This is a genomic window from Austwickia chelonae, assembly GCF_003391095.1.
In the GTDB taxonomy this organism is placed as follows: Bacteria; Actinomycetota; Actinomycetes; order Actinomycetales; family Dermatophilaceae; genus Austwickia; species Austwickia chelonae_A.
In genome coordinates this window covers 2,676,922-2,697,436 of the sequence record NZ_CP031447.1, presented here as the reverse complement: position 1 = coordinate 2,697,436, position 20,515 = coordinate 2,676,922, and the positions used below count along the sequence as shown (strand labels likewise).

General features: G+C 65.7%; 15 protein-coding genes, 1 pseudogene and 1 riboswitch. Of the genes and pseudogenes, 10 read left to right on the top strand and 6 right to left on the bottom strand.

The annotated features are described in order from the left end of the window. The first annotated feature begins 92 nt into the window (after positions 1-92). Positions 93-276, top strand: a riboswitch (cobalamin riboswitch). A gap of 42 nt (positions 277-318) precedes the next feature. The 3 genes from DX923_RS11925 to DX923_RS11915 all read left to right on the top strand — a co-directional run bounded on the left by DX923_RS11925 (position 319) and on the right by DX923_RS11915 (position 3,576). Beyond that, entirely contained in the window at positions 319-1,326 is a 1,008-nt protein-coding gene (locus DX923_RS11925) for an ABC transporter substrate-binding protein (RefSeq protein WP_116115191.1), read from the top strand. After that, positions 1,323-2,363, top strand: coding sequence for a FecCD family ABC transporter permease (locus DX923_RS11920; protein WP_116115189.1), 1,041 nt, complete (start codon positions 1,323-1,325; stop codon positions 2,361-2,363). Before DX923_RS11925 ends, DX923_RS11920 begins: the two co-directional genes overlap by 4 nt. A gap of 226 nt (positions 2,364-2,589) precedes the next feature. After that, complete coding sequence (locus tag DX923_RS11915) at positions 2,590-3,576, top strand: hypothetical protein (RefSeq protein ID WP_116115187.1); 987 nt, start codon at positions 2,590-2,592, stop codon at positions 3,574-3,576. Here DX923_RS11915 and DX923_RS11910 read toward each other — a convergent pair. Next, positions 3,488-5,734, bottom strand: a complete 2,247-nt coding sequence (locus DX923_RS11910) for a HelD family protein (RefSeq protein ID WP_116116310.1) — start codon at positions 5,732-5,734, stop codon at positions 3,488-3,490. The genes DX923_RS11915 and DX923_RS11910 overlap by 89 nt on opposite strands. Before the next feature lie 271 nt (positions 5,735-6,005). Between DX923_RS11910 and purD the strand changes: the two genes are divergently transcribed. The 6 genes and pseudogenes from purD (at position 6,006) to DX923_RS11880 (ending at position 14,048) form a co-directional block, all read left to right on the top strand. After that, positions 6,006-7,298: a phosphoribosylamine--glycine ligase gene (gene purD, locus DX923_RS11905; protein ID WP_116115185.1), complete on the top strand. Its 1,293-nt coding sequence runs from the start codon at positions 6,006-6,008 to the stop codon at positions 7,296-7,298. Between the two features lie 46 nt (positions 7,299-7,344). After that, on the top strand, positions 7,345-8,253 hold the full coding sequence (locus tag DX923_RS11900) for a phosphoribosylaminoimidazolesuccinocarboxamide synthase (protein ID WP_116115183.1): 909 nt from the start codon (positions 7,345-7,347) through the stop codon (positions 8,251-8,253). A 78-nt stretch (positions 8,254-8,331) separates the two neighbouring features. After that, positions 8,332-8,574, top strand: a pseudogene (purS, locus tag DX923_RS16775) (phosphoribosylformylglycinamidine synthase subunit PurS); the annotation flags it as partial. Between the two features lie 185 nt (positions 8,575-8,759). After that, positions 8,760-9,431, top strand: a complete 672-nt coding sequence (gene purQ / locus DX923_RS11890; RefSeq protein WP_116115179.1) for a phosphoribosylformylglycinamidine synthase subunit PurQ — start codon at positions 8,760-8,762, stop codon at positions 9,429-9,431. A gap of 1 nt (position 9,432) precedes the next feature. Beyond that, positions 9,433-11,793, top strand: coding sequence for a phosphoribosylformylglycinamidine synthase subunit PurL (gene purL, locus DX923_RS11885; protein ID WP_430732278.1), 2,361 nt, complete (start codon positions 9,433-9,435; stop codon positions 11,791-11,793). Between the two features lie 323 nt (positions 11,794-12,116). Further along, positions 12,117-14,048, top strand: coding sequence for a collagenase (locus DX923_RS11880; RefSeq protein ID WP_240322620.1), 1,932 nt, complete (start codon positions 12,117-12,119; stop codon positions 14,046-14,048). Between the two features lie 92 nt (positions 14,049-14,140). Here the strand turns inward: DX923_RS11880 and DX923_RS11875 are convergent, their stop codons facing one another. The 5 genes from DX923_RS11875 to DX923_RS11855 form a co-directional block, all read right to left on the bottom strand. Next, the gene (locus DX923_RS11875) at positions 14,141-15,025 is read right to left on the bottom strand and encodes a metal ABC transporter permease (protein WP_116115174.1); all 885 of its coding nucleotides are present in this window, start codon (positions 15,023-15,025) and stop codon (positions 14,141-14,143) included. Further along, on the bottom strand, positions 15,022-15,954 hold the full coding sequence (locus DX923_RS11870) for a metal ABC transporter permease (protein ID WP_116115172.1): 933 nt from the start codon (positions 15,952-15,954) through the stop codon (positions 15,022-15,024). The genes DX923_RS11875 and DX923_RS11870 overlap by 4 nt, the downstream gene beginning before the upstream one ends. After that, positions 15,951-16,706 carry a metal ABC transporter ATP-binding protein gene (locus tag DX923_RS11865; RefSeq protein WP_240322619.1) on the bottom strand — a complete coding sequence of 252 codons (756 nt, stop codon included), beginning with the start codon at positions 16,704-16,706 and terminating at the stop codon, positions 15,951-15,953. The genes DX923_RS11870 and DX923_RS11865 overlap by 4 nt, the downstream gene beginning before the upstream one ends. A 2-nt stretch (positions 16,707-16,708) precedes the next feature. Beyond that, positions 16,709-17,665: a metal ABC transporter substrate-binding protein gene (locus DX923_RS11860; protein ID WP_116115170.1), complete on the bottom strand. Its 957-nt coding sequence runs from the start codon at positions 17,663-17,665 to the stop codon at positions 16,709-16,711. Between the two features lie 78 nt (positions 17,666-17,743). After that, positions 17,744-18,535, bottom strand: a complete 792-nt coding sequence (locus DX923_RS11855; protein WP_240322618.1) for a spermidine synthase — start codon at positions 18,533-18,535, stop codon at positions 17,744-17,746. 281 nt (positions 18,536-18,816) lie between these two features. On the opposite strand from DX923_RS11855, the gene DX923_RS11850 reads away from it, so the two are divergent. Beyond that, on the top strand, positions 18,817-20,328 hold the full coding sequence (locus DX923_RS11850; protein ID WP_240322617.1) for a peptide MFS transporter: 1,512 nt from the start codon (positions 18,817-18,819) through the stop codon (positions 20,326-20,328). The last annotated feature ends 187 nt before the right edge of the window (positions 20,329-20,515 follow it).

The window sequence follows — 20,515 nt, the reverse complement described above, 5'->3', positions numbered from 1 at the left end:
CGTTGTGCTGGATGTCAGGGCGGCCTGGGCCCTTGCTGGGAGTGCGACACGCTGGTTCACAAGGTCATATGCCATAGTTGGCGTGCGCTCGTCCTGGTGCGGGCGTCGTCGGTCGCACAGCAGTGTCGACAGGGAGTCCGGTCGGAATCCGGAGCTGTCGCGCAGCGGTGGGGTGACGGGTGCGGCCGCGGAGTCACTGGGGAGAACCTGTCCTCGGGAAGGCGCCGCATGCGGTTGATCCCGAGCTCGAAGACCTGCCGGCGACATAGCTCGGAGCAGGCCTCGCGATCAGGCCTCGACCAGAGAAAGAAGTACCTCGTGCGTGTCCCCTTTCGCGCCTTGTCCACCGGCGTCGTCCTGGCCGGTTCCTTCCTCACCGCTGCTTGTGCGGGTGCGCCGAGCGGTCCTGGACATCCTGGGTCTTCGGTGACTTTCGAGCCTCCGATCGCCGTGCACAACTGCGGAGTGGACATTACGGTCACGCAGGCGCCGTCCCGCCTGGTCACCCTCAACCAAGGGGCGACTCAAGTGGCGTTGGCCCTGGGGATGCAGGATCGGATGGCCGGTACCGCTTATCTGGACGATGTCATTCCGGCTCGGTGGGCGGAGGCCTACCGGAAGGTGCCAGTTCTGGCGGAGAAGTATCCGACGAAGGAGAAGTTTCTCGCCTCGAAAGCCGACTTCGCGTATTCGACATTTGCGAGTGCCTTCAGCGACAAGGGGATCGGTGATCGGTCCGCCTTGGCCAAGGATGGCACCACCACGTATTTGAGCCCGATGAGCTGTCCGCCGGGTGTGCCTTCGGCGCCGGCAACTTTTGACAGCGTCTGGGGGGAGATCCGTGATCTGGGGAAGATTTTCGGTATGCCTCAGCGTGCGGCTGCTGTGATCCGGCAACAGGAGGACAGCGTCGCGAAGATCGGTGAGTCGAGGACGGGACGGGGGCGGTCGGTCCTGTGGTACGACTCGGGAGACAAGGCGCCCTTCGTCGGTGGGGGGAAGGGGGGCCCGCAGACCATTCTCGACACGGTGGGTGCGAAGAATGTCTTTGCCGACCTGGACAAGGCGTGGGCTGAGGGAAGTTGGGAGAAGGTCGTTGCTGCGGATCCGGAGGTGATCGTGCTCGTCGATGCGTCGTGGGACAGTGCGGAGAAGAAACGAACACATTTGCAGAACGACCCGGTGCTTCGGGAGCTCACCGCGGTGAAGCGGGGTGCTTTTGTCACCGTCCCGTTCAGTGAGTCGAATGCTGGGGTGACGCTTGCCGATGGCGCACAGCATGTCTCCGATCAGCTGGCTGGGATTTCGTCGGCTGCTGCGACATGAGGTCGCGCCGGTGGGCGCGGGGCGTGGTCGTCCTGGCGCTGGCTGTGTCGCTGGTGTTCAGCGTGGTGGCGGCTCTGGGAATGGGCTCGGTGACGGTATCGCCGGGGACGGTGCTCGACGTCGTCCTACGGCGGGGGCATCTTGTCGAGGGTGCACAGGTCACGGTGATCGATGACCGGATCGTCTGGGAGCTGCGACTTCCTCGTGTGCTGGCTGCGGCTGCGGCCGGGTCGGTCTTGGCTCAGTGCGGGGCGCTTCTCCAGGCGACGACGCGCAATGAGCTCGCTGATCCTTATCTGCTGGGTATCTCTGGTGGGGCTTCCGCGGGGGCGGTCGTCGCGCTTCTCACCGGCTGGTCTCTGCCGGGTAGCGGGCCTGCGGTCGGGGTCTCTCTGGCAGCTTTTGTCGGTGGCATGGTGGCTTTGGCTGCGGTGCTGGCGTTGGCGACGGGGCGGTCGGGGGATCTTCCTCCTGGTCGCACCGTGTTGGCGGGGGTCACGGTGAGCCAATTGGCCGCTGCGGTGACCTCGACGGTGATCATGGTGTTCGCCGATCAGGACGGCGTCCGGATGATGTTGGCGTGGACCTTCGGCTCCTTTGCGGGGGTCCGGGCTCCTGCTGCGTGGGCGCTTTCCCTGCTGGCTGTGATCACCGCGGTGGCGTGCCTGTGGGCGGCACGCACGATGGATGCTTTTGCTTTCGGTGACCTGTCGGCGGCGTCCTTGGGTGTGGAGGTGCGCCGGGCCAGGTGGCTCGTTTGTGTGGGGTGTGCGCTGGTGGTGGCTGGAACGGTGGCTTTTGCCGGCCCGATCGGGTTCGTGGGGTTGACGGTGCCTCATGTCCTACGCCGGCTGGTGGGGGTGCGTCATGGGGTGCTGTTGCCGGCCTGCGCCGTGGGTGGCGCGTTGTTGTTGCTGTGGGCGGACACGGTGGCCCGTACGGTCGGTGCGGGTCAGGAAGTTCCGATCGGAGTGGTGACGGCTCTTGTGGGTGCTCCGGTGATGGCGATACTTTTGCGGCGTCGGGTGGCGGCGTAACTGTCCACCGGGTTCCGGGTTGACAGGTTTCCTGGCTGGTGAGGTGGGGAACTCGTCGTCATTCTGTATGTGGCCGACGCGATAGTGAACCCATATCCTTTGTGGCACAAGAAAATTCACTTATCTTCACCCGGTATGGTGCCCTCACTGCCTGACCCGACACAGCCGGGGCTGCGACGTCGGATCGGAACGGTTCTTCAGATGTTCTGAATTGCGAGGGAGCCCGATGAGAGAGACCACCGCATCCGAAAGTTCGTTCCTCTTCGTGCTGGTGGTGCTCACAGCAGTCGTCCTGCAAGGAGTCGGCGCTTCCTTCGTGGGAAACACGATCTCACCGAAGATGTCGGCCTTCGCGGTCTTCGTGGCCTTCGCCGTGGCCGAGATGCTCGGGGCTGCGTCGCGGCTCGGATCCCTGCAGCCGAAACATCAGGCGAGCTTCCGGAACATCTGCCTGATCAACATTTACACGGCAGGAGCTTTCGTCCTGTTCTACCTGTCGATGACGCTGACCCTCCCCACCGCAGCCAGCGTCATCGAGACGGCTGTCGCACCGATCCTTTTCGGGATCTCGAGCCGGAAAAGGCGGTCTGCGGTGCCGTCGGTCTCCCTCTACCTGATCGCGGTGGCGCTGGTCTCCGCTCTGGCGCTCGGTGCTTCGTCCGAGACCTGGCTGAGGACGACGACAGGGGTTCTGGTCGCCGCAGGAGCTGGGCTGTGCGCTCTGGGCGTGATCCGGGTGGGCCGCCGGCTCGGTAAACAGGGATGCAGCACCTGGTACATCAACTCGATCCGTTTCCACGGCTGCTGGCTTGCCGCAGCCGCGCTCTTCGCGCTGTCTCCCGGGGGCGGAGCGCCCTCCGGTGCTGAACTGGCCAAGATCGCAGCGGTCGCCTTGATCGGTATCACTGCACCGGTGGTTCTCTTCCAGTACGGCATCACCCGGATCCCGGTCAGGACCACAGCTTTCGTGGTCTCCGTGCTGCCGGCTGTGGTCTTCGCCACCGATCTGTTCGTCTTCGGCGTCGCCGACCCGCTGGTCGCACTCCCCCTGGCCTGTGTCCTCGCTGCTGCCTGGGTCGGCATCCGCAGCGGGAACACGGCAACGAACGAGGACGGAGAAGAGATCACCCGACGTGCACGACGTGCATCCGATGAGCAGCCCGCGTCAACGACACGTACAACACCCGAACCCCACCAGGAGACTCCGCAGTGATCTCCTCGGGATCGAGCACCACGGTGGCGTCGTACTCCAGGCCTTTCACACTCAGCGGGTCGACCACGATCACTCGGCCGCTATCGCCCTCGTCGAGGGAGGCGACCGCCTTGGCCCACCGCTTGGGTGTGATCACACCGATCGAACCGTCGACCTCTTCGGCCAGGGCAGCCACAGACTCTCTGGCAGCTCGCACCAGCTCCTGCTCCTCGGCCACGACACGGATCTCCACCGGGTCCACGCCGGTCTCCCGAACGGCCTGGGGGATGTCGGCGTCCGGCACCTGGGGCAGCACCACTGCTGCCGCGTAGTCGAAGATCTCCCGGGCGTTCCGGTAGTTCGTCGACATGTGGAAGGTACGTCGGCTGTTCCGCCCGAAGGCCTGATCGCGCGCTGTGAGGGCTTCGTCGGCGTCACCCCACGAGGCCTGAGCCGCATCGCCGACCACCGTCCACGACGCGGACTGCGCACGCCGTCCCAGCATCCGCCACTGCATCGGCGAGAGGTCCTGAGCTTCGTCGACGAGGACGTGGGCGTAATCGCCGTGTCGGTCGATCCGCCCGCGGAGCAGGGCCGCTTTCCGTGTCTCCTCGTCGAGGGAGCCCGGGGCGGCCAGTGCCCGTTCCCGGTACCCGTGGGCACTCGCTCCCGGAGCGTCGACCCGGGTGGTCCGCAGATCGCCGGTGGCCACGGCTTCGGCCTCGGCGTCGTCGAGGAGGTCGACCTCGTAGAAGCCCCGTTCGGTGTCGACTCGCTCGGGGACGATTCCTACCCGGGAGGACAGGTCGTCGATCAGGGCGACATCGGCCACTGTCCAGGAACCTGCTGTCAGCGTTTCTCGGAAGGATGCGGCCAGTAGGGGTGCGGATCCTTCCGGGAAGATCCCTGAGATGTACCGTCTGGTCCGTTTCTCGTCGGCCAGCCACAAGAGCACTTCGCGTGGGTCCACCGGCCGCCACCAGGCGTCCAGGAAACGTTCGACGTCTCGGTGTTCGCGGAAGGTGTCCAGGAAGTCGTCCCGGTCGCCGTCGAGCACCTGTTTCCAGGCGGCCAGGGCGAGAGCGTCGGTCATCGCATCCCGGGAGGAGTTTCGAGGGTGATGGCGCAGCACTTGGTGACGGATGCGGTCCAAGGCCTGCCGGTCCAGGTGGACGGGGCGGCCGGTCACCATGATCCGCAAGCTTTCCGGGGCACCGGGGATGGTGTCGCGGGCTGCGCGGCCAAGGACCCGACGGATCTTCAGGGTGCCTTTCAGCGCGGCGACCTCGGGGGAGTCGACCCGTACTGCGGTGACGGCGTCGACGATGTCACCGACCGAACGTAGCGCGACCGAGTCTTCGCCGAGTGAGGGAAGTACCCGTTCGATATAGGCGGTGTACGCGGCGGACGGCCCCACCACGAGCACTCCGCCGCGTTCGAAGCGGCGCCGGTCGGAGTACAGCAGATAGGCAGCTCGGTGGAGGGCGACCACGGTTTTCCCGGTGCCCGGGCCGCCGGTGATCTCCACGACCCCTCGTGCTGCGGCGCGGATGGCCTCGTCCTGGTGTGCCTGGATCGTCGCGACGATATCGCGCATTCGTCCTGAACGACTCCGGGTCAAGGCGGCGAGCAGTGCGCCTTCTCCGAGGACGACGAGGTCCTCCGGGGCCTGGGAGACCATCAGGTCGTCCTCGGCGCCGACGACCTCTTGTCCGCGGCAGCGCAGGACCCGGCGGCGCAGGACGTTCATCGGTGAGGTGGGGGTGGCCCGGTAGAACGGCTCGGCAGCGGGAGCGCGCCAGTCGATGACCAGTGGCTCGTAGTCGTCGTCGCGGACACCGAGGCGGCCGACGTAGCGGATCTCCCGTTCGGTGGCGCCGTCGCGGGCGGTGTGTTCGAGATCGAGTCGGCCGAAGACGAGCCCCTCGTGTTCGCGGTCGAGAGCGGCGCGTCGTTTCGCGGCGCTGTAGACCAAGGCGTCTCGTTCGAAGAGGCCGGTGATTTCTTCGTCGCGGACGTCGCCGGTGCGGTCGGTACGTCCGCGGGCGAGTCCGTCGGCCTGGACCAGTGCCGCACGTCGTCCTGCTGCGGCGAGTTCGGTGTAGACGCGGTCCACATGGGCCTGCTCCGTCGCGAGCTCTCTGGTGAGGACGTCCTGATCGCGGTCCACGTGGGCCACTCGCACCCCTTGTTCGTCGTCCGGTGGTGGGTCGTGCGCCGTCGGGTTCGCCGACGGGCAAGTTCTCAATTCTATGCCTTTCCGGGAGGCGTGCTGTACAGGGCGATGCCAGGCCCGGAGTATCTCCGTCGGACCGAGATTTTTATGAAAATTACTGTGCAGCAGGGATATTCAAATTTTATGGGGATTCTTCGAGGCTGCTCTCCCCAGAGGACGTAGACCACAGAGGTCAGCAGAACCCAGGAGGCCCGGACGCCGATAGGGTGGTGTCGTGAACGTCCTCGTCGTCGGCTCCGGTGCTCGGGAGCACGCCCTCGTCCTCGCCCTGTCTCGTGACACGGGGGTGAGCAGCCTGCACGTCGCCCCCGGAAACCCGGGAATGAACGGGGTCGCCACCCTCCACGACGTCGATGTCCTCGACGGAGCGGCCGTGACCGAACTGGCCAGGCAGATCGATGCCCGGCTGGTCGTCATCGGACCGGAAGCCCCCCTCGTCGCCGGAGTCGCCGACGCCGTCCGTGACGCAGGCATCGCCTGCTTCGGGCCCTCGGCACGCGCAGCCAGACTCGAAGGCAGCAAGTCCTTCGCGAAGGACGTGATGGCCGCAGCAGACGTACCCACCGCCATGGCCCACGTGTGCACCACCATGGACCAAGTCGCCGAAGCCCTCGACGCACTCGGCGCCCCCCATGTCGTCAAGGACGACGGCCTGGCTGCCGGCAAAGGAGTCGTCGTCACCGAGAACCGGATGACCGCGATGGCTCACGCGGCGCAGTGCCTGAACCGGGCGGTCGCCCCAGGCGAGAGCACACCCACCGTCGTCGTCGAGGAATATCTCGACGGCCCTGAGGTCTCCCTGTTCTGCGTGACCGACGGACAGACCGTCGTCCCCCTGGCGCCGGCCCAGGACTTCAAACGGGCACTCGACGGCGACCAAGGCCCCAACACCGGCGGCATGGGCGCCTATTCGCCTCTGGACTGGGCACCTGACGGTCTGGTCGACCAGGTCGTGGAACGAGTGGCCCGGCCCACCGTCGAAGAGATGCGCCGCCGCGGAACCCCCTTCGCCGGCATCCTCTACGTCGGGCTCGCCCTGACCTCCCGCGGACTGCGGGTCGTGGAGTTCAACGCCCGTTTCGGGGACCCGGAGACCCAGGTCGTCCTCGCACGACTGGAAAGCCCCCTGGGCGGCCTGCTGATGGCCGCAGCCACCGGAGAACTCGACAGCTTCCCCGCACTGCGGTGGCGACAGGACAGCGCCGTCACGGTGGTTGTCGCAGCCAAGGGATACCCCGAGGGCCCCCGCAAGGGAGACGTCCTCGAAGGGCTCGACCAGGTGGGCGAGGACGCCGACGTCCTGCACGCCGGGACCGCGCTCGCCGGTGACCAGCTGGTCAGTGCCGGAGGGCGGGTCCTCTCCGTCGTGGCCCTGGGCAGCGACCTCGCTCAGGCACGCGACCGGGTCTACACCGCAGTCGACCGGATCACCTTGCGTGGCAGCCACCATCGCACCGACATCGCCCTGGCCGCCCAGGAGAAGAAGATCCACACCCCCACCTGTTGACCGTCCCGTCCGAAGGATTCCGGGACGCGAACCCGAGAAGGAACAGATGACCGCCCCGCAGGTTCCGCAACAGCTCCCCGGCCACGAACACGTCTACTCCGGGAAGGTCCGGGAACTCTACGTGCCGCTGGACCCGGCCACCGGGGAACGGCAGGAAGACCGGATGCTCCTGGTCGCCAGCGACCGCATCTCCGCTTTCGACCACGTCCTCGACTCGGAGATCCCGGACAAGGGCCGCATCCTCACCCAGATGAGCCTGTGGTGGTTCGAGCGGCTGGCCGATCTCGTGCCCAACCATGTGGTCTCGACCGATGTGCCGCAGGAGGTCGCCGGTCGGGCGCTCCTCGTCCGACGCTTGTCGATGCTGCCGGTCGAATGCATCGGACGTGCCTATCTGACCGGAAGCGGGCTGGCCGAATACCAGGCGACTGGTTCCGTCTGCGGGATCTCTTTGCCCGGCGGGCTTCTCGAGTCGTCCCGCCTCCCGGAGCCCATTTTCACGCCGACCTCGAAAGCCCCTGTGGGTGAGCACGACCAGCCGATGACCAAGGACGAGGTCTCCCGACTCATCGGCGCCGAGCTCACCGACCGTGTCACCGACCTGACCACGAGAGTGCTGGCACGTGCCGAAGAGATCGCCCGGCCTCGAGGCATCCTGATCGCCGACACCAAGGTTGAGTACGGGTTGACGGAGAACGGCGAATTGGTGCTCGCCGACGAGGTCCTCACCCCGGACAGCTCCCGGTTCTGGTCCGCCGCCGACTACGCGGAAGGGCGCCAGCAACGCAGTTACGACAAGCAGTACGTACGTGACTGGCTCATGTCCTCGGCCAGCGGCTGGGACCGCTCGTCCGACGAAGAACCACCCGCCTTGCCCACCGAGGTGATCGAATGCACCCGTCAGACCTATATCGCCGCCTATGAGGCACTGACCGGAACCCCCTTCCGCTGGTGAATGTCCTCAGATGACGCAGATAGGCTCGTCCATGACGGGCCAAACGCCCGAATCGCCGACCGCACAGGAGCACTACCAATGGGAACCGTTGTCGTCGACGTCATGCTCAAACCGGAGATCCTCGACCCACAGGGGCAAGCCGTCGCTGGGGCGCTGCCCCGGTTGGGCTTCGCCCAGTTCAACGACGTGCGTCAGGGGAAGCGTTTCACCTTGGAGGTGGAGGGCCCGGTGACCCCGCAGGTCTTGGCCCAGGCGCGGGAGGCCGCGGAAACCCTGCTGTCGAACCCGGTGATCGAGGACGTCGTCTCCGTGCGTGATGCCGAAGCAGGCGACACCGCCTACGACTGGGATGACGAAGGCAACCCGGAGAGCTGGGGCGCGATCGCCCCGATCCCCGAGGGCGCCGGACGTCACGAGGGACGAGCTCGGGTCGACCGCAGCAATTTCAGCGCCGAACAGCTCCAGGGCGCAGAGGGCACCACCGCCTACAAGGGGGACGACGACTGATGCGCGTCGGAGTGGTGACCTTCCCCGGCACCCTGGACGACCATGACGCTCTGCGTGCGATCCGGTTGGCCGGTGGCGAAGCCGTGTCCCTGTGGCATGCCGACGCCGATCTGCACGAGGTCGACGCCGTCGTCCTGCCCGGCGGGTTCAGTTACGGCGACTACTTGCGTTGCGGAGCGATCGCCCGCTTCGCGCCGGTGATGACCTCTCTGCGGGACGCCGCCCGTGGCGGAATGCCGATCCTGGGGATCTGCAACGGTTTCCAGGTGCTCTGCGAATCCCATCTGTTGCCGGGAGCGCTCTCCCGCAACGCCGGGCGTCGCTTCATCTGCCAGGACCAGCCTCTCCGGGTGGAGAACACCGACACCCCGTGGACCAGGGATTTCACCGACGGGCAACAGATCACCATCGCCCTGAAGAACGGTGAGGGCTGCTTCGTCGCCGATCTGCGCACCATCGAACAGCTCGAGGAGGAAGGCCGGGTGGTCTTCCGGTACCTCGGCGACAACCCCAACGGCTCCTACCGCAATATCGCCGGCATCTGCAATGAGGCCGGGAATGTGGTCGGACTGATGCCGCACCCCGAGCACTGCGTCGAGGAGGGCTTCGGTCCGAGTCTCGACGGTCGCCCTTTCTTCACCTCCGTCCTTCAGAGCATGGTGGGAGCCTGACGTGGAAGACCAGCATCCTGATCTCCGGACCCCGCACGAACACGGGCAGAACGCCGAGGTGATCGCGGCGCCCACTGCTCGTGAAGGTGCGGTGCTCGACACCGTCGAGCAGGCCCGGGCGACCCCTGACCGGGAGCTGCCCCACCGCGAGTTGGGGCTTTCCGACGAGGAGTACGACAAGATCCGGGAGATCCTCGGACGTCGGCCCACCGGCGGCGAACTGGCGATGTACTCGGTGATGTGGTCCGAGCACTGCTCCTACAAGTCCTCCAAGGTGCATTTCCGCCACTTCGCGGAAAATCTCACCGAGGAGATGAAAGCCAAGATGCTCGTCGGGATCGGCGAGAACGCCGGCGTCGTCGACATCGGTGACGGCTGGGCGGTCACCTTCAAGGTCGAGTCGCACAACCACCCCAGTTATGTCGAGCCCTACCAGGGCGCGGCCACCGGGGTCGGCGGGATCGTCCGCGACATCATGGCCATGGGTGCTCGGCCGATCGCCGTCATGGACCCGCTGCGCTTCGGCGCCCTCGACCACCCCGACACCCATCGGGTCCTGCCCGGGATCGTCGCCGGTATCGGCGGCTACGGGAACTGCCTCGGTCTGCCCAATATCGGCGGTGAGGTCGTCTTCGATCCCTGCTACCAGGGCAACCCCCTGGTCAATGCGTTGTGCGTGGGCAAGATGCGGATCGAGGACATCCACACTGCGCACGCCTCCGGCGCCGGTAACAAGGTGGTGCTCTTCGGAGCGCGCACCGGAGGCGATGGGATCGGCGGGGCGTCGGTGCTGGCGTCGGCGACCTTCGACGCCGACGGGCCGACGAAGCGGCCCTCAGTACAGGTCGGCGACCCGTTCAAGGAGAAGATCCTGATCGAGTGCTGCCTGGAGCTCTACGCCGCAGGCGTGGTCGACGGCATCCAGGACCTCGGCGCGGCCGGGTTGTCGTGCGCCTGGTCCGAGCTGGCCAGCGCCGGTGACGGTGGCATGGACGTCTGGCTGGACGACGTGCCGCTGCGCGACCCCCATCTCGCTCCGGAGGAGATCCTCATGAGCGAGTCCCAGGAACGCATGATGGCCGTGGTCGAACCGGCCAGGCTCGACGAGTTCATGGCGATCACTCGTAAATGGGAGATCGAGGCCACCGTCTGCGGTGAGGTCGTCGACGGCGACCGGCTTCGGGTGCACTACCAGGGCCAGGTCATCGTGGACGTTCCCCCGCGGTCCGTCGCGCACGACGGCCCGGTCTACCAGCGGCCCATCGAAGTGCCGGACTATCTCGCCGACCTTCAGGGCAATATGGCCTCCATCCTGCCTCGCCCGGCCGATGGTGAAGAGCTCGGACAGATCCTGCGTACGCTCGTGGCCAGCCCGAACCTGGCTGACAAGAGCTGGGTCACCGACCAGTACGACCGGTACGTCATGGGTAACACCGCGCTGGCGCAACCGGAGGACGCCGGTCTGGTCCGGGTCGACGAGGAGACCGGGCGTGGCGTGGCACTGGCCACCGACTGCAACAGTCGTTACTGCAAACTCGATCCGTACACGGGTGTGCAGCTGGCGCTGGCCGAGGCCTATCGCAATGTGGCGGCCTGTGGTGCTCGTCCGTTGGCTGTCACCGACTGCCTCAACTTCGGATCCCCGGAGGACCCGGGAGTCATGTGGCAGTTCGAGCAGACCGTGATGGGCCTGGCTGCTGGCTGCCGTGAGCTGGGCATCCCGGTGACCGGTGGCAATGTCTCCTTCTACAACCAGACCGGTGACATCGCTATCCACCCCACCCCGGTGGTCGGTGTGCTCGGTGTGCTCGACGACGTCTCCCGGCGCACCTCGTCGTACTGGCGGGAAGAGGGCCTGACCTTGATGCTCCTGGGCGCGACCCGGGACGAGTTCGGCGGTTCCGCCTGGGCGGACGTACTGCACGGACATCTGGGTGGTCTGCCGCCCAAGGTCGATCTCCCGGCGGAGAAGGCGCTGGGTGAGCTGTTGTCCCGCGCCACGCAGGACGGATTCTTCGCCGCAGCCCATGACCTGTCCGACGGCGGATTGGCGGTGGCTGTCGCGGAGTCGGCCATCCGCCACGGCGTGGGTGCCCGCCTGGACCTGGCTGCGCTGATGGAGCGGGACGGAGTGGACGCCTTCGTGGCGCTCTATGCCGAGAGTTCTGCGCGTTGTCTCGTGGCGGTGCGTGCGGACCAGGTCGACGCGACCTTCGCCGCAGCCGCTGAGGCGGGTGTTCCTTGCGTGCGGATCGGTGAGACCGGCGGTGCCGAGCTGGCGGTGGCGGGGGAGTTCACCGTGCGGATCGATGAGCTGGCCCAATCGCACCGGGCGACCCTTCCGGAGGCACTGGACGCCTGACCCGGAGCGGTTCCCCTGTCGGGGGCATTCTCGGACAAATGTCCGAGAATGCCCCCGACATGCGTATTAACGGAGAAAGTTAAGGGTGAATATTGCTGGGCCCAGATGTTGGTTACACGGGCCTTTTCTTGGGTCATGCTTTGAGTAAGCGACTGCGGCGCCTTTCGTCGTGAATATCGTCGGCCTGTGCTATGCCGTGAAGGCTTGACGATAAATATTTCCTGTCCCGCAGCGTTATTCCTCACCTTTGATCGGAGTTCCGCCCGATGACAATTCGTCGCCCAACCATGCTCTTTTCCGTCCTTCTTTCTTTTTCTCTGGCAGTGCCTCTCGGTGCCATCGCCGCGCCTGCGCCAGCGGAAGAACCCGGGGTCTCCCCGGCCGTAGGCCCGTTCGGGCCGGAGAGCCGACAGCATCCGGTCCTCCCCGATGCCTTCAGTCCGAAGTCGGCCGTTGACGCCCCCGTTGAGGACCACCGGACCCGCCGGGCGTCCCTCACCCCACCGTCCGCGCCGTGGACGACGACCAGAACCGATGGCCGCTCCCGCTCCACCCCAGATCCTCGGCGGCGTTCCGTGCCCAGGGCCGACCCCGCCAGCTGCCGTTCTGCAGAGTTCGCCGGGCTGACCGACACCGCGCTGGCGTCGAAGGTGGCCTCGTCCACCACCGACTGCATCAACACCCTTTTCTATCCGCCGAATGGCGAAGCGAACGCTCTCTTCCGTGAGTCGCAGATGGCTGCCGTCGCCGACGAGCTCCGTCGCCGGGCCGCCACGTACGCCGGGCATGGGGACGGCGGGGTCGCCCAGCTGGTGCTCTACCTGCGGGCCGGGTATTTCGTCCAGTACAACCACAAGGAGCTGATCAGCAGCTACAGCAGCATGCTGTCCGCCTCCGTCCGTGCAGCATTGGACACCTTCTTCGCTCGTACCGAGGCGTGGCAGGTCACCGAACGCAATGGTGCGGCCTTGGCCGAAGCAGTGACCCTGATCGACAGCGCGCAGCTGAATGCGCACTACCTTCCGGTGCTGAAGCGGCTGTTGACCTCGTACGACGCCAGCTATGACAGTCATCGCAGCATGGTGCTGGCGGTCAACAACACGTACACGGTGTTCTTCCGGGGGCATGGCCTGCCGGCTTTCGTGCAGGCTGTCGCTGCCGACCCGTCCGTTCTGTCTCTGCTGCGGGACTTCGCGCTCAAGCATGTCGGGCTCCTGGAGGGGGACAACCACTTCTTGGTGACCAATGCCGGGCGTGAACTGGCGCGTTTCCTCGGGGATGCTGTGGTGAAGGAAACGGCGAAGCCGCTGGTGGTGGACCTGTTGGCGAAGACGCAGATCGCCGGACGGAGCGCGCCCTTGTATGCCGGGGTGGGGGCGATGGCGCAGGATCTGGATGCTGCGGCCTGTGCCGACTACGGCACCTGCGACCTGGCGGTCCGGTTGAAGAAGGTGGTCTTCCCGACCGTGGTCGACTGTACGGAGTCGCTGCGTTTCGTGGCTCAGACCACGAACCCCGCCGACCTGGGCGAATCCTGTCGGAGCCTGCAGGGGCAGGATGCTTTCTTCCATCGCACCGTGCGGGACTCCGGGCCACTGGAAGGGGATCGCAACCAGAAGTTGGAGATCAATGTCTTCGATTCGCCGACCGATTACCAATGGTACGGAAATGCGATATTTGGTATCGACACCAACAATGGCGGGATGTATCTGGAGGGTGAACCGCAGGCGGAGAACAATCAGGCACGATTCATTGCCTATCGGGCACCCTGGCTGAAGCCTGGGTATCAGATCTGGAATTTGAATCACGAATATACGCATTATCTCGACGGTAGATTCAATATGTTCGGTTCCTTCGAGGAGAGCATGAAGACTCCGACGATCTGGTGGGTCGAAGGAATAGCCGAATATGTCTCCTACACCTACCGGGGCATCGACTACGCCGAAGCCATCTCCGAGGCGGCCCAACCGCGCTATCGGCTCAGCACGCTCTTCGACACCACCTACAAGCACGACACGAACCGGATCTACCGGTGGAGCTACCTGGCCACCCGGTTCATGCTGGAGGAACACCCCCGGGAGGTGGACGCCGTCCTGAACTACTACCGGCAGGGCGACTGGAACAACGCCCGCCACTACTTGACCCGGAGCATCGGTACCGCCTACGACGAGGAATTCGCTGACTGGCTGAAGCGGTGCGCAGCTGGCGCCTGCCGGGTCAAGGCCGCTGATCCGGCAGCTGGGTTGCGCCGCTGACTGAGCCCAGCGGCGGTAGGTCCGCTGTCGCCAGGTTTGGCACCAGGATTGAGCCCGGTGCCAAACCTGGCGGTGTTCTTAGCGGTTCGGCGTCAGAAAGACGACTTCAGAGCAGCCCGGCTGCGGGTCGTCCTGCGCCGACCCGCGACACAGGACGCTGCCCAGACTGCGACGAAGCACACCCCGTAGAAGGCTGCCAGCCCCGAAGAGGTCGCCAGGTCGAAACGGTAGGCGACCCCGAAACCCACCAAGGAACCGACCACTGCCAGGGCGACGGACCAGGCCACCATCATCGGAAGACGGTCGCTGAGCAGTCGCGCCACCGCAGGCGGCACGATCATCAAGGCCACCACCAGCAGACTGCCCGCCGTGGCGAAAGCGGCTGTCACGGTGATCGACACGTCCAGCATCAACAGGTAGTGCAACAGCCGGGGACGGAACCCGAAAGCTTGCGCCAACGCCGGGTCGAAGGTCGCCAAGGTCAGCTCCTTCCAGCACAAGGCGAGGAAGAGCGCATTGGCCACGATCAAGGCGATCATCACCCACAGGTGCGCCGGCCCCACATCGACCCCGGCGACATGCAGATGCAGGAAAGCAGCCAGGTTCACATCGCCGGTCAGGACGGTGCGTTCGCTGATCTGGACGCCGGCGAAGCGGGTACTGATCAGGATCACCCCGATGGAGAAAAGCGCCGGATAGATCACCCCTTGAGGGCTGTCGCCAGCCAACAGGCCTGTTCCCTCGAGGTATTCGGCTCCCAGGACGACCAACATCCCGGCGGCGGCAGCGCCGACCAACAACAGCGGACTGTTGATCGAACCGACCGCGATCATCGCGACGACGATGCCCGGCAGCACGGTATGACTCATCGCCTCGGCCAACATCGACTGACGGCGCACCACCAGCAGAGTGCCCGGCAAGGCGCAGGCCACCGCAGTGGCCACGGTGAGTACCGCGACGGAGAACACGAAATTCACGAGGCCTCCTGAGTCACCCGGCGTGTCAGGTTGCGTCGACGCCGACGTCGGTGGAGAGCCCGTCGCAGGACGGAGCGCTGAGGTGCGGCGATCAGGGAGAGCACCAGGACTGCGCTGAGCAGGAGGACGACCACCGGACCGGTTGGTACCCGGCCCAGCCCCACCGACAGATAGCAGCCGACTGCGGCGCAACCCGCCCCGATCAGCCCGGACAAGGTGACCAAGGCCCCCACGGAATGTACCCACTGCCGGGCAGCAGCAGCCGGGGTAACTGCGAAGGCGACCATCAGGATCAGGCCGACCGCTTTCAACCCGATCACGATCGCCAAGGTGAGTGCCCCGAACATCAACAGATCGACCGTGCGGGCGCGAAACCCGGCCAGGACAGCGCTCTGTGGGTCGAATGCAGTGATGGCGAAGGCATTCCACGTGGCCAACGGAATGGCCAAGGCGATTCCGCCGAAGGCGAGCACTGAGATCAGGTCAGGGGTCGTGATCGAGGCCGCATTGCCGAAGAGATACTCCTGCAGCCCACCTTTTCCAGGGAGACGGCTGTTCTGGACCAGCCGGAGCAGCGCCAGGCCACCGCCGAAGAAGAGGGCGATCACCACCGCCATGGCGGCGTCCTGGTGGAGCACGCTGGTACGTTCGACCGCATTGACCAAGAGGGCGGCGCTCACCGCGGCCAGCCACGCACCGATGACCAACAACGCCATGGCGCGTCCGTCGATGCCCAACACACCGGCACCGACCACGAAGGCTCCCACCACGCCCAGCAGCGCAGCGTGGGAGGCGACGTCACCGATCATGCTCTGTCGGCGCAGGTAGGCGAAAGCACCGAGGGCGGAAGCGACTCCGCCGATGGTGGCGGTGCCCAGGAGCATGAGCCGGAAGGAGTGCACATTCCAGAAGGCCAGCGGATCCATCATCGGGCGCGCACCGCTTCCAGCAACCGGTTCTCCCCGTCATGGTGATAGGCGCGCTCGACGTGCTGCGGGCTCAACGCCTGGGCGACCGGCCCGGCGGAGATCTGTCCGGTGGCCAGGAGTATCGCGTCATCGCAGAACTCTCGGACCAGATCGAGGTCGTGGTGGACGAGCACCAGCGTCTTGCCGCGATCACGCAAGCCGGAGAGGACGTCGAGGATGGCCAGGCCACTGGCGGTGTCGACACCGGCGAGCGGCTCGTCCATCAGGTACAGGTCAGGGTCCTGGGCGAGGACCCGGGCCAGGAAGGTGCGTTGCCGCTGCCCACCGGAGAGCTGTCCGATCTGACGATGAGCGAGGTCGGACAGGCCGACATGGGCCAGCGCTTCGTCGCAGGCCTGACGTTCCTTCGCGCCGGGCCTGCGGAACCACCCGAGACGTCCGTAGGTGCCCATGGTGACCACGGCCCGGACGGTGGCGGGATAGTCCCAGTCGACGCTCGCCGCCTGGGGCATGTATCCGACACGGCGGCGGACCTGCGGGAACGGCCGACCGAAGAATTCGGCATGTCCGGCGACCGCCGGGACCAGGCCGAGGGCTGCTTTGAGGAGAGTGGATTTGCCGGCGCCATTGGGGCCGACCACGGCAGTGACCTTCCCCGGGGCGATGGACACGTCGATCCGTTCGAGGACGAGATCCTCGTGATAGGCGACGGACAGGTCGTGGACCCGGCAGGCAGGAGCGATGCTGTGCACGGTCAGTTCTTCGGGGACAGCGCTTCGGCGACGGCAGCGGCATTGGATTCCAAAGCCCCCAGGTAGGTGTCGGCCGGGGGGCGATCGCCCAGGCTGTCGGCGTACAGCTCTTTGTCGGAGACGGTGACCTTGCCGCCGAGGGCCTTCACGGATTCCTCCAGAGAAGTCACCGCCTGAGGGTTCTTCACGTTGTCCTGGAAGATCGTGGGAATCTTGCGGGCGACGATGAAGATGGCCAGCTCTTGTAGTTGGGTGGCCGACATATTGGCCTCCGAGGTGACGAAGTCGGTGGCTTTGACCTCCAACGAGAAGGCTCTGCCGAAATAGTTGAAGGCATCGTGTCCGGTGATGAGGACGCGCCTTTCCTGGGGGATGTCCTTCAGGATGTCGGTGACCTTGTTCTTGGTGGCCTCGATCTTCCCGGTGTATTCGGTTGCTGCTTTGGTGATGGCGTCCTGACGTTTCGGGGACTTCTCGCCGAGCTTGTTCGCGACTTCGATGGTGACGCTCTTCCACAGGTCGGGGTCATTCCAGATGTGCGGGTCGTGGAGGGCGTTTCCTTTGTCGTCCTTCTCTGGCCAGGGGAGCAGCTTGTCCTGGGGGAGGCGCTCGCTGACGGCCAGGTGCCGGTCGCCGAGGCTGGCGAGCTGGTCGATCATCATCGCTTCGAGATGTGCGCCATTGGAGATGACGACATCGGCGTCGCGCATGGCGGCGATGTCCTGGGTGCTGGGCTGGTAAGTGTGTGGGTCACCGCCGGGTTTGACCATCACGGTGATCTTGGCATCGGGAGCAAGGTTCTTGGCCAGGTCGCCGAGATATCCGGTCGTCGCGAAGACGGTGAAGGGTTTGGTGCTGTCCTGGGCGCCGCCGGTCCCCGCAGGATGGACGCTGCATGCGGACAGCGTCGTGAGACAGGTGAGGGTCAGGGCGAGGCGTGCGACCGGTGCGAAGGACATGCCACTCCTCAGTAATTGATCATGTTCTCAATTACTGAGGTTACCCTTATTAAAATGGCAGGATCTTTCGAGGTCTCCTCAGCGACGCCAGGATCCAGCGACCGGCGGCTCCGGTGAACTTTCGGCGTCCTCGGTGGTGAACGGCCGTGCCGCACGCAGCTGGCCTGCCCACTCTTCGCCCATCACCCCCGTGGGGAACGGGCAACGCGTCGCCGCCCGCCGTAGATCGTCCACCTCGAACCGGGAGCCCGAAGCCACCAATACCGCGTTGCCGAACCGGCGCCCCTTCATCACGTCATGAGTTCCCAACAAGGCCACCTGACCCAGCCCCGTCGCGAGACAACCCGCCGCCACCCGCGACAGAAACCGACGCCCCGGCGCATCAGCCACATTCGCCACCAATAGACCCCCAGGACGCAAGACCCGCACCACCTCGGCGAAGAAGCCCACCGTGACCAACTCCGCCGGAACCCGCCCCTCGGCATAAGCGTCGACCAAGACCACGTCCGCCCGTGCCGAGCCCATCGCCGTCAACCCGGACAAACCGTCCTGCCCTCGCACCCGGATCCGATGCCCCCGCGGCAGTGGAAGCTCCTCCCGCACCCGCTGCGTCGACAGCTCATCCGGTTCCAGGACGATCTGTGTCGACCCCGGCCGGGTGTGCGCGAAATATCGAGGCAAGGTCAGCCCTGCGCCCCCGACGTGGGTCAGTGCCAGCGAACCGGACGGAGCCAGCGTATCCACCGCCAGCGCCATCTGAGCCACGTACTCGAAAGCCAGTCGGGTCGGGTCGGACACGTCGACATAGGACTGGGGGAAACCGTCCCGCAGAACGGTCACTCCGCCGTAGGGGTCGGTTTCAAAGGTCACAGAAGGCTCACCGGACGACATCACACCATCCACTCTGACGCATATGACACGGAAAACCGATGCCCGCACCCCTTGCCCCTCACCTGCACCGGAAGCGCCAGAGGGGCGATATATCCGCGATATGCGGGCGCAGGGACTTCGACCTTGATAAAAAATTTCTGGGCGTTCATTCCTATATTTGCCGCGGAATAGGCGTACTGTCTCCCTGCCGCCCGTGAGATGCGGCCTGACAGAGAGGGACTCCCATGGCCCAAGCCAGTTCAGAGGCCACGCGACAACACGTGGCCTCGCTCGAAGACAAGGCATTCCTCGGCCACCCGGCAGGTTTGTCCACACTCTTCTTCGTAGAGATGTGGGAACGCTTCTCCTATTACGGAATGCGGGCCATTCTCGCCTATTACCTATATTTCGCCATCACCGAAGGCGGACTGGGAATAGAGAAGACCACCGCACTCGCCGTCGTCACCATCTACGGCGCCTCCGTCTACCTGCTCGGTGTGGCCGGCGGTTTCCTGGCCGACCGGGTGATGGGCGCCTGGCGCGCCACCCTGTACGGCGGCATCGTCATCATGTTCGGCCACATCAGCTTGGCCGTCCCCACCGCCACCATGTCCTGGGTAGGCATCGTCCTGGTCGCCATCGGCACCGGGCTCCTCAAACCCAATATCTCCACCATGGTCGGTGACCTCTACGACCGCGGCGACCCCCGCCGGGACGCCGGATTCTCCCTGTTCTACATGTCGATCAACGTCGGTGCGCTCGCCTCGCCCCTCATCATCGGCGTGGTGCGGGAGAAGTGGGGTTTCCATGCCGGCTTCTCCGTCGCGGCGATCGGGATGGCCTTCGCCATCCTGACCTTCGTCCTGGCCTCCCGTACTCTCCACGGTGCCGGGAAACAGGTGCCGAACCCGCTCGGCCCCGGTGAGGGCAAGCAGGTCTCCCTGTGGGCTGCGGCTGCCGTTGCCGCCTTCGGTGCCGCCTACCTGGTCGCAGGGCTGTGGCAGGACACCCCGGTGAAACAGTTCATCGACGCGGTCTCCCTGTTCGCCTTCGCTGCTCCGGTCGTCTACTTCGTGGCGATGTTCAAAAGCCCCAAGGTGACCGCAGTGGAGAAAAAGCATGTTCTCGCGTACATCCCGCTGTGGGTCGGTGGGACGCTCTTCTGGATGGTCTTCGAGCAGGCAGCGGGCAAGATGGCCTTCTTCGCGGAAAGCCACAGTGAGATGCTGCCCTCGATCTTCGGCTGGCAACCCACTGCGGAGACCTTCCAGTCGGTCAACCCGCTGACGATCGTGCTGCTGGCCCCGCTGTTCGCCATCCTGTGGCGCCGCCGGGCCGGGCGCTTCCCGTCGTTGCCCACCAAGTTCGCGATCGCGGTGGCCATGATCGGGGTATCGGCGTTAATGCTGGCCTGGATGTTCGCGACCTACAACCCGGAGCACAAGGCTCCGGCGGTGATGCTGACCGCGATCTTCGTCATCCAGACCGTCGCCGAGCTCTTCCTGTCCCCGGTCGGGCTGTCCGCGACGACCCTGCTCGCCCCGGCGGCCTTCGCCAGCCAGGCCATGGCGTTGTGGTTCCTGACCTCCTCCACCGGCCAGGCCTTGGCCGCCCAGCTGATCCTGGCGATGGAGGACATGCCTGACAGCACCTACTACGTGGTCAACGGGGCCATGACCCTTGGTGTCGCTTTGTTGCTCTTCCTGCTGGTGCCGTGGACGCGGCGCATGATGGCCGATCTGGAGTCCGAGCAGCGGGCCGGTGCCGCCGAGGACGCCGGACAGCACGCCTGATCCGATCTTCAGTGGATCGAATGACGAGGGGCCCGGCCTGTCTTCCGTACAGGTCGGGCCCCTTCTCGTGTGGGATGCCGTGACCATCGCGGTGGTGTAGGGGGACTGCGGTGGTGCCGGGGGACTGCGGTGGTGCCGGGGGACTGCGGTGGTGACAGGACGCCACCACAGTCGGGCCCGTCCACCG